Genomic DNA, 6,943 nt, shown 5'->3' on the forward strand with positions numbered 1-6,943 from the left:
GTAATAGCTGTTTCTGGACGGCACATGGGCATAATAGGCGGCGGGAGTGGCGTGATTGAGGGTAACCGTAGAAACCAAACCAACTTTCCACCCCTTCTGCTGCTTTACCTGTTCGGCAATGGTCTTGCCCACCATCTGCTTGTCGATTCCGAGCCCGATGGTGCCGCTGTGGGTCTTGTACCCGCTTGAGAGCGACGTGGCCGTGGATGCCGAGTCGGGACAGAAGGAGGTTGCATCAAAGGTGGTCTGCAGTCCGACTACCGGGAACTCGGTGAAGGTCAGCGGCTTCAGCGAGAGATTGCCCTTCTCATTGCTGCCTTTCAGTATTTGTGCTGCGTTGATCTGCACATGGCTCATACCATCTCCAATGAACATGAAGACGTACTTGGGCTTGGCCTGTGTCTCAATCGACACTGCCGTTGCACCCTGATTCTCCCCTACTGCTTGTGCCGTAAGGCCTGCCAAAACCGCTGCAAGGAGCAACAGCACCATCATCAATCGTTTTTTCATGATTTCCTCCAACAAACTAACTGGATGGCCATACGATGGAGTATGATTGCTAGCATTTTGCGAACAATTGGTAAGAAATTATGCAGAAAAGCATGAGCCTCGGCACTGGCACCTCCGCTGCCAGGCTGCTACCATAGGATTATGTATGAGTTTCCTCCGTTGAACAAACGCACAAGAAAACGGGAGTTTTCCCTGTATGGCGATCAAGAGCGCGCAGCTGTTGTGTATTATTGGCTCTTCAGCAGGAAAGGCTTTCGAGAACTCGATACCCTCTGCCTTGGCTTGGATGGCAGGCAAAGCCATGGTTGGCAATCGATGGGCATCGCCCATTATCTGGGCCTCGATGGAACGCATCACGGCTTTTTTGAAGGAGCCCTGCCTTCCTATGCCTTGAACACCTTGCTTGCCCACCAACGGGAGGATCAATCCTTCGCCCTGATTTATTGTTATCTTCGTGACTGGTTCATCGCCCATCCGCAGTCAGGAAACCTTACTGAGGAACTGGTCAAGGAGAAGGACCCGGATTACCATACCGACCATGTCGAGGCTTCCTACTGGATACGGGAGACGCTTTTGGCCAAGGCTCCGCAGGCAAGCATCGATCAGAAACTTTTGAGTCTTCTTTCGGTCAACACCTCCGACCAGACGATAAAACTGGGCTCGAAGCGCTATTTCTACAGCAAGGGCGCTCTCAAGCAGGCTGTCAAATGCCTCTATGACTTTCAGTGCCAGATCTGCGGTACCAGGATTTATCGTCCCGGCTGGATCAAGACATTGAGCCGTGAGGAGCAATGGGGCTATCTCAATGCCGATGCCCACCACATCCAGCCGCTCTCCCAAGAGGGCCCCGACTCCCTTGCCAATCTGCTGTGTCTCTGCCCTTCCTGCCATCGAAGGTTCCACACCCGACAGTTCACGTTGCTGGAGCACAATAGGAGAATCGGGTGTGAGGACCAGGTTCTCCACACAAGTTGGGAGATCCTGGCCAAGCATCCGATTGTGATAGGTACGACCGATCATTGAACTTTATTCCGAAGAAATCTATTCAGAAAGTAAGGATAAATTGCCTGTTAGCCTCTGTTGGTGGTATACTCTCCCAAAGGAGATTCAAAGGTGTCGACACTCTATGAACGGGCATTGGGATCACTGCTTGGCAGTTTTGTCGGTGATGCCTTTGGAGCCCAGACCGAGTTCAAACGTGCCAAGGATGTTCTGAGGCAGCACCCTGATGGAATCCATGAGATGGACGACAGCCCGCGCTCGGTGGGAAGCGTCGGCGAGATTACCGACGACAGTGAGATGGCTATCATGATGATCCAAAGCATTCTCAAGCATGGCTCCTATTCACAAGACCTGGTGCGGAAATCCTACCAACGGTGGCGCAATGCAGGGCCTGAGGACATCGGTATCACCATCTGCGGTGCTCTCGATGGGAGGATGAACCCCAACAGCCAGGCAAACGGAGCTCTGATGCGTACCACTCCATTGGGGATCCTTGGCTGCAAGCTCTCCACCCCGGCCTTGATGCAGCTTTCAGACCTCGACTGCGCCATCACCCACACACACCCGGTCAGCAGAGATTGCAACCGACTTTTTGTCTTTGCCCTCAGCCTTGCCATCTGCAAAGGGTGGAGCGCCCAAGAGGTTTACTCCTACCTTGTTGAGACGGCTCCTTCCTATGTGACTGAAAAAGAGGTGTTGGTTGCCCTGAGTAATGCAAAAAATGCACCACCCGAGGGGATTGATGGAAGTCTCAAAGGGTGGGTTCTCATCGCTTTCCAGCTTGCCTTCTATACTGTTCTGCACGCAAAAAGCTTTGAAGAGGGGATGGTCGACCTTACCATGCGCGCTGGCGATGCCGATACCAATGCAGCCATCTATGGGGCTTTGGCGGGAGCCTTCTGCGGTGTAGAGGGAATCCCGCTGCGTTGGAGGGAAGCTCTGAAGCCGACAGCCTGCATCAAGCGGCTGTCCATCTGTGGTGAAGAGCCGCTAGCCAAGCAAGCCGAGGTGTGGACCAAGGCGCTGTTGGAGCTGCCGGTGATGGGTATCTTCCAATAAGATTCAGAGGCTTGTCACTCTTGTACAACTGGTTGCCTTGCTTGTCGGCCTCTCAAGGAGGAAGCGTTCATCAGAGTAACCACAAAGGTGATCAGGACCACCGATGCATCGATCCCCCCTTGTATGCATCCTTCCCTTCCAGATTCTCTACAAAATTGGCATATAGTTCCAACCGGTCTCATTATCCCCTCCCATGCTCATCAGCTGGATGACCAGCGCCATGAAGGCAGAGCCCGAGCGGGCCGGATCGGCGTGGGCGATGCTTCCCTTGAATTCAGGGTTGAGCAGGTCCGCCCACCCTTTGGGGGCATCGGACGGAGCCACGAGTTTGGGATTGTAGATGATGACCATCGCTTCGATGGTGGTGCCGTGCCAGCGGTTGCATGGATCGCGGGTGACGGCAAGAATCTTGTCCATATGCCACACATAGACTATAAAGTACGTATCGGAGGCCGCTGTGTTCTACTACCTTGTCAAATTAGCCCTTTCTGCATCCATAATCGTTGCCGTCAGTGAAATTGCCAAACGAAGCTCGTTCTTTGGAGCGCTTATCGCCTCGTTGCCTCTCACGTCCCTGCTTGCCCTGATTTGGATGTATATCGATAAGACGGAGACAAAGGCAATCGCCGACCTCTCCCGATCTATTTTCTTTCTTGTGTTACCCTCATTGGCATTTTTCCTGCTCTTTCCAGTCCTGCTTACCAAAGGGTTGCACTTCTGGGTGAGTTTGGGAATTTCCGTTGCCGCCACCATAGTCCTGTATGGTTTGCTTGTTTGGGTGCTCCAATTGTTGCATGTGACGCTCTAGGCTTGGTTGTTTACCCAAGGTGTTAGCAAGCCAGAACCAGCAATATCCTCAACCTTCAAGGGTTTGGAGAAGTAATAGCCCTGCAATTTGTCACAGCCGTTCTGCTGGAGATATTGCACCTGCTCTTCTGTCTCCACCCCTTCGGCAAGCACCTCGATTCCCAGGTTCTTCGCTGTCTGGATGATGCTCTTGATCAAGGCCATATCTTTTTTCGAGCCGGTGGTTATCCCCTGCACGAATTCAATGTCGATCTTCAGTTGGTCGATCGGGTAGGTCCTCAGCCTGCTGAACGAAGAGTGTCCGGTTCCAAAATCATCGATTGCCAATGAAATGCCCAGCTGCTTCAGTTCGATCAAGCGTTGCAACAACAACGGCTCTCCCAAGAAGTTCGAACTCTCGGTGACCTCAATCTGTAGGTATGTGCTGTCCACACCGGTTTCAGCGAGTATCGCCCGGACTTTTTCAACAATGTGAGCGTCCCTGAGCTGCACCAACGAGAGATTGATCGACATGACCAGAGCTTCTTGGTATGTTTGATTGAAAAAGACAAGCTGTTTGCAGGCTTCTTTCAGGACAAACAAGCCGATTGGGCGGATAAGACCGGTCTGTTCGGCAAGCGGGATAAAGTCAGCTGGTAAAACAATACCGTAATCCGGGTTCTTCCACCGTAGCAGAGCCTCGAAACCACACACCTTTCGGGTTTCTGTACATATCTGGGGTTGATACTCAATGAACAGCTCGTTCCTATCGAGAGCGCGATAGAGACTGTTGGTCAGACGCAGTCTCTTGGTTGTCTGCGCTTTCATCTCCTCAGTACAGTAAGCAACTTGGTTTTTCCCCTTTGCCTTGGCGGCATACATGGCGATATCGGCATTCATGATCAGCGTCTGGGCGTCGGGACCATCGTTCGGATAGAGGGAGACGCCAATGCTGGCCGGAAGGAAGTATTCTTCAGTGCCTAAGACAATAGGCCGCTTGAGTGCCTGCATGATCGCCTTAGTCACCAACAGGATGTCTGTCTCTTTCTGCCGTTGCACTTCCATCAGGAACTCGTCACCGCCGAAGCGGGCGATGATATCATCCTTGTCCAGGACAGCCGCCATTACTTCTGCAATTTTGCTTAACACCAGGTCTCCGGTGGCATGCCCTGCGGTGTCGTTGATGGACTTGAAGGAGTCGAAATCGAGAAACAGGATTCCTATGACTTGCTTGCCATGGGAATGTTTTGCAATCGTTTGGTTGACATGGTCGATGAAGTAGTCACGATTGGGAAGCCTGGTCAGCGAATCATAAAAAGCCATATTGTAGAGCTTGTTTTGTGATTGCTCGAGTTCACTGCGCTGGGTATCGATGTGTGATATGTATCATTCCGAGCGTTGTTCAAACACCCTGATCAGATAAATAACCAGCAATACCCCGATGTAAGAGATGATGCCTGGAATCGGGGTTGGAGAGTTGGTCCTGATCAAAAACAGTATCGAGGAAACAAGGTTCGCCCCATTGAGAAGCAGGGTGGCGATGACTCCGGTCTTTTTCGCCCGAAGGACGAGGTAGATGGATATGAACATCTGTAGCTGGGTGATGATGCCTCTGAACGTCGACTCTTCCAATTGGAGGGCAGCCACAAGTTCGGAGTCGGCGGAGAGACGCGTTTGCAGCACAGAAATAAACACATAGAGTGCTACCAGGATGAAGATGGTGGTGTACCGGGAAGGAGCCCCCAATCCCACTACTTGAGGATTACGACTTCTCAGGACTTGAGAAATGACCACTACAGGAATGGTAAGGATGATGGGCGCAAGTTGGGGTAGTTCCAAACCGAAGGCCGGCAGCAGGACATCAGTGAGCGTCCCGACAAGAAATGCAACCAGAAGAGAGAACAAAATCTGTTTTTTTGCCGTTTTCTCAGTTTCTGTTCTCCATGCAGCCACCAGATAGAGGCCCAAGAGCGTGTACCCGGAGAAATAGGCATAAAAGGCATAGTCCCAAAAGGTATCGACTGAAGAGGATGACCAACCAAATCGTGTGAAAACCAATGAATAATCGTAAAGATTGGACGGGAGGCCATAGACGAGAATCATCAAGAGAGAAGGGATGAAGAGGAGTGGATAGCAGGTGCGATGAAGCTTGCGGCCTGTCAGGAGCAGCACAAACAGGACGAGGATTACATAGATACCCACCCAACCAAAGGCTGATATTCGCTGTCCGGCGATGGCGATATTCAGATTTGGAGCGACTGTGGATACCGTAAGTCCAAGGGTCCATATGATCAGACAAATCACCAGGGCGAAAAATGCCCGATTGATGCGCGAAGTGCGGTCGCTCTGCATGACCAGAATTCCACTGACCAAGGAGACTATGCAAACAGTGATGAACAGCATGGCAAACAACGATGTACTGAGCAATGCTCACTCTCCTTCGGCTTCAGTGTACATGACTTCATAATAGTACACCGGCTTGGGAGTTGCAATGGGAGACAATTTGTATCTTTTTATTCTATAAGAATATAACTTATACCATACTTTGTATTACTTTCTCGCCAAGAGTATATTCAACCACCTCTCATTACCTCTGCCCTCCCGTACATCCTGGGAGTATTTAAGCTCGATTAGCTCAAAAACAGTTAGATCGGAAAGGAATAATTTGAAACTATCGGAAGTAAAACAGGAAAAATCTCTTCCCCCTTGGGAGAAGTCAGCTTCCCTGTCCTTGAAGGAGCAGTAGAGCAACCCTTTGGGTTTCAAGGCCCGATGAAGAAGGCGAAAGACTGCAGGCAATTCAGTTCTTGGTACATGCAAGAGCGATGCACAGGCCCAGATGCCGTCAAAGGTAGAGTCATAGTCCAATTCGGCAAAGGAAAGCTTTCGGACAGCAAGGCCTGTGAGAGCTCTTGCATGCTCGACCATCGCACTACTGTTGTCGAAAGCCTCAACCTTATAGCCCTGCTCCAAGAAATGGAGGCTGTCACGGCCGCTGCCGCATCCGGCATCCAAAATGGAAGCGCCTTTTGGCAGATAAGGCAGAAACAGCGAGTATTGAGAGCCCATATCCACCGAGACAGTACTGTTGATGTAGGTGTCTGCATGCTTGTCATAGTAGTTCATCAGGGAGGCCTCCGAGATCTTGATAGTACTCTTTCGGCAATTCACTCTTCAAGGTATTACTACGACAATGCCCGGTGTAGCGGAGGTAATGGAATGTGAGGATGGTGATTGCGTTGGGAAAAATTGGGAAATTTTTAAGTATCCAGCGTAGGTACGATCATCAGGCCTCGAAATTCTTGCTTTTTCTCACAATCAGGCCCCTGCATCCCAATATTTCTCTCATCCGGCTATAAAAATCGGGTATAATATTTGTACAGCCTCTCATTCTCACCAGTTCAAAATGCATCGACACCCAATCAATGAATGATGAAGCAACAAAACCAAATGAAAGGCCGGATCTAAGAAGAAATTTGATTTTTCAAAACTGAGAGCAGGAAAAGCAAACCTAAAGACTCTATCGATAGTTGTCCAAGTGATAGCACAACACTAAATGTTGGTGTTTTCCCCGCTCACGCGGGGG

The 6,943-nt window shown here is 50.6% G+C and carries 8 protein-coding genes; 3 read left to right on the top strand and 5 right to left on the bottom strand.

Annotation, left to right across the window (positions count from 1 at the left end):
• Positions 1 to 510: alkaline phosphatase (locus B3K89_RS02620; RefSeq protein ID WP_345907019.1), on the bottom strand; the 510-nt coding region annotated here is incomplete at its 3' end.
• 141 nt (positions 511 to 651) lie between these two features.
• Here B3K89_RS02620 and B3K89_RS02625 point away from each other — a divergent pair.
• Together B3K89_RS02625 and B3K89_RS02630 are read left to right on the top strand one after the other, a co-directional pair.
• The gene (locus tag B3K89_RS02625; protein ID WP_293893238.1) at positions 652 to 1,533 is read left to right on the top strand and encodes an HNH endonuclease; all 882 of its coding nucleotides are present in this window, start codon (positions 652 to 654) and stop codon (positions 1,531 to 1,533) included.
• A 90-nt stretch (positions 1,534 to 1,623) separates the two neighbouring features.
• Positions 1,624 to 2,571 (top strand): ADP-ribosylglycohydrolase family protein, encoded by a 948-nt coding sequence (locus tag B3K89_RS02630; RefSeq protein ID WP_293893235.1) that lies wholly within the window; start codon positions 1,624 to 1,626, stop codon positions 2,569 to 2,571.
• Positions 2,572 to 2,718: 147 nt separating this feature from the next.
• Here the strand turns inward: B3K89_RS02630 and B3K89_RS02635 are convergent, their stop codons facing one another.
• On the bottom strand, positions 2,719 to 2,997 hold the full coding sequence (locus B3K89_RS02635) for an ABC transporter substrate-binding protein (protein ID WP_345907020.1): 279 nt from the start codon (positions 2,995 to 2,997) through the stop codon (positions 2,719 to 2,721).
• A 31-nt stretch (positions 2,998 to 3,028) separates the two neighbouring features.
• Here B3K89_RS02635 and B3K89_RS02640 point away from each other — a divergent pair, with 31 nt between their 5' ends.
• Positions 3,029 to 3,379, top strand: a complete 351-nt coding sequence (locus B3K89_RS02640; RefSeq protein ID WP_293893229.1) for a DUF3147 family protein — start codon at positions 3,029 to 3,031, stop codon at positions 3,377 to 3,379.
• Here B3K89_RS02640 and B3K89_RS02645 read toward each other — a convergent pair.
• The 3 genes from B3K89_RS02645 to B3K89_RS02655 form a co-directional block, all read right to left on the bottom strand.
• Positions 3,376 to 4,680 carry a putative bifunctional diguanylate cyclase/phosphodiesterase gene (locus B3K89_RS02645; protein WP_293893226.1) on the bottom strand — a complete coding sequence of 435 codons (1,305 nt, stop codon included), beginning with the start codon at positions 4,678 to 4,680 and terminating at the stop codon, positions 3,376 to 3,378. The genes B3K89_RS02640 and B3K89_RS02645 overlap by 4 nt on opposite strands.
• Before the next feature lie 63 nt (positions 4,681 to 4,743).
• Entirely contained in the window at positions 4,744 to 5,784 is a 1,041-nt protein-coding gene (locus tag B3K89_RS02650; RefSeq protein WP_293893223.1) for a histidine kinase N-terminal 7TM domain-containing protein, read from the bottom strand.
• 123 nt (positions 5,785 to 5,907) lie between these two features.
• On the bottom strand, positions 5,908 to 6,483 hold the full coding sequence (locus tag B3K89_RS02655) for a class I SAM-dependent methyltransferase (protein WP_345907021.1): 576 nt from the start codon (positions 6,481 to 6,483) through the stop codon (positions 5,908 to 5,910).
• Positions 6,484 to 6,943 lie beyond the last annotated feature (460 nt).

It is taken from the genome of Sphaerochaeta sp. UBA5849 (genome assembly GCA_002432715.1).
In the GTDB taxonomy this organism is placed as follows: domain Bacteria; phylum Spirochaetota; class Spirochaetia; order Sphaerochaetales; family Sphaerochaetaceae; genus Sphaerochaeta.